General features: G+C 65.8%; 3 protein-coding genes. All 3 read right to left on the bottom strand.

What is annotated here, in order from left to right:
- Positions 1–5: 5 nt before the first annotated feature.
- Positions 6–605, bottom strand: coding sequence for a hypothetical protein (locus MLGJGCBP_RS46480; protein ID WP_236581716.1), 600 nt, complete (start codon positions 603–605; stop codon positions 6–8).
- A 209-nt stretch (positions 606–814) separates the two neighbouring features.
- The gene (locus tag MLGJGCBP_RS46485) at positions 815–1,195 is read right to left on the bottom strand and encodes a hypothetical protein (RefSeq protein WP_160097630.1); all 381 of its coding nucleotides are present in this window, start codon (positions 1,193–1,195) and stop codon (positions 815–817) included.
- Positions 1,196–1,221: 26 nt separating this feature from the next.
- Positions 1,222–2,382 (bottom strand): C40 family peptidase (locus MLGJGCBP_RS46490; protein ID WP_160103976.1); only part of this gene is annotated, 1,161 nt, incomplete at its 5' end.

Raw genomic sequence — 2,382 nt, forward strand, 5'->3', positions numbered from 1 at the left:
CGGCGTCAGTGGACGGTCAGTGCGCTCACCCGCCACACCCCGAGACGGGTGGCTGTCATGTAGACCGCCAACGTGGATTCATCGAGAACGGCCCCGCTGGGCGCGGTGGCGGTCTGGGTCACCGCGACCACTCGCGAGACCTTCGCCGGTGCGTCGGCAGGGTGATCGTCGCTGGTTACTGCGGCGCGGGCCGTCACCACGGCGTTCTCGCTCGCCCACCGATCCCACTGCCTGCCTGTGATCGGTGCGAGCACGGTGAACGCGGGCTTGTTCTCGGCGTAGAACCGTTCATCGAGCAGCGGCGCTGCCCGCTCCGCTCCCGCGGCCTGGCTCGGGTCCGTCGCCGGCGTGTAACTGAACAGGGCCTGCGCAGCAGCAACCATCACCGACTCCGGATCATTCTGATCGACCGCGGCGAAGCGGTCCGGCAGTGCCGGTGGAGGTGGGGTCGTCAACACGCTCGTCGGCCCACCGGAATCCATCGGTTCGTGGCCGTGATCGTGATCAGCACCGTCGGAGCCGCCGCACCCGGCAACCGCTGTCATCACCACCAGTGCCGCGGTGACCAATCCGACTCGACTACGTGTCCGGACCTTCGTTGTCATCGCACTTCCGATCTCTCATATCGATTCACGGCCAACGGCTTTCGGTCCACACTACCTATGGGGTACGACAAGAAATGTTCGAAAGACTGCGTGCCCGAATCGGATTCGCCAATCTCCATGCGGCCGGGAAGCCCGTCATCGCAGAGCAAGGACAGAGGCAACTGCTGCGACGAATCTCGGACCGTTGCCAGTCTCGGTAACAGTTCTCATCACAACGTTCCTTTCGGATCACTCGTCGTCGCGGCCGCGGTGGGGACCCAATTCGGGTGCGTGGTGTGGGACCGGCTCCAGAGGAGAGCGGCGGCGAAGGTCGCCGCCAGGGATTCGGCGTCTGTTTCGCAGAGAGCACGAGCTTCGTCGGCTTCCCACGGGTGTCCGTAGCGGTCGAGTATGTCGAGGGGAGTGCGGACTGCGGTGCTGGTGAGCCAGCTGTCCCGAAGCTGTTCCGCTGAGTGTCTGCTGCGGAACGGATTCACCCTCTTGATGTTCGCGTGGTGCTCACTCAAGACCGCGGCGCGGTGTATCAGGCACGCAAGGCGTTCCCCGCGCACGTCGACGAGAGCTGCGGTGTCGGTATCGGTGTTGTGCATGTCGATCTCCTTGCCGGTGGGCATGGTTACGGCCTTTCTTCAGGTGGGATTTCGCCGAATCGGCGGACGTACATTTCTTCGCCGGCCCAGTTGGAGAGGGGTTGGATGGAGACGACGTCGCCGGATTGGGGTGCGTTCAGGAGCATGTCTTGACCGTTTTGCTGGCCGTGGTAGATGCCGACGTGGTGGGTGTTTCCGCCTGCGCCGAAGAAGATCAGGTCACCGGGCTGCTTCTGGTCGAGCGGAATGTCCTGCCCCCGGGGGTCGTAGAGCTGTCCCGGATTGGAGTGGTCGCCGGTGAAGTGCGGCAACGTGATCTGGCCGCCCGATGCCTGGTAGACGGCGTAAAGGGTCAGGCCGGAGCAGTCGAAGCCGGTCTTGTTCGGGTCACCGTGCGCGTCGCCGGCACCGCCGCCGTCGCTGATGCCGTGGGTGGGTCCGTTGACGTCGCCGCCGCCCCAGGCGTACTCGGTGCCGAGCCACCGTGATGCCGCCTCGATGATCTTCTGTCCGAAGGGGCCCGCGGCGAGGGGCGCGTGCGGGCTACCGGTGGCGCCGCCGCAGGGGTCGGGCAGGATGCCGCCCGCGGCGACGGCGGTTGCAGCACCGGCTTTGGAGATCTGGGCGAGCTCGTCGGGAGTCAGTTCCTTGCTGGCGCCCTTGAACTCGCGGTACATGATGGTGGCGGCTTGTTCCCACTGCGCATACGCGTCGGGGTGGGCCGAACCTTGAACTGTCTGGGCGGCCACGGTGACGGGCATCGACTCCCACCCGTCGATCTGGAGAAGGGCCTGGTAGAACTTCACGTTCGCGGTGATCGGGTTCATCAGCTCGTCGACGGTGCCCCAGATATCGACCTGCTGTTGATACTGGTTGACGGACTTGTGGTCGCTGCCTACCCCGTCGTGCGGGTAGTTCAGCGATTCCGGGACCACGGAGCTGGCGAGCATTCGGTAGGTCGATTCGCGGCCGACGGTGGCCAGGGCCACGGTGATACCGCGCTCGGACAGTCCCATCGCTTCCCCGACCGCGACGACCTGCTTCGCGATGGCGACCTGGCGGGCGTTGTAGACCTCGAGGCCGGGTGCCGAGGAGGTGCCGCCTTCTCCGGGCTGGCCACCGTTCGAACCGGGGTCGGTGGCCTGCGGACTGGCCTGGCCGGGTTCTTGGGCACGCTCGATCCACGG

This window comes from Rhodococcus sp. T7 (assembly GCF_009872365.1).
Taxonomy (GTDB): domain Bacteria; phylum Actinomycetota; class Actinomycetes; order Mycobacteriales; family Mycobacteriaceae; genus Rhodococcus_F.

Excerpts from the sequence above, each read along its gene's own strand:
- MLGJGCBP_RS46480 (WP_236581716.1), bottom strand. The coding sequence starts at position 605 with ATGACAACGAAGGTCCGGACACGTAGTCGAGTCGGATTGGTCACCGCG.
- MLGJGCBP_RS46485 (WP_160097630.1), bottom strand. The coding sequence starts at position 1,195 with ATGCACAACACCGATACCGACACCGCAGCTCTCGTCGACGTGCGCGGG.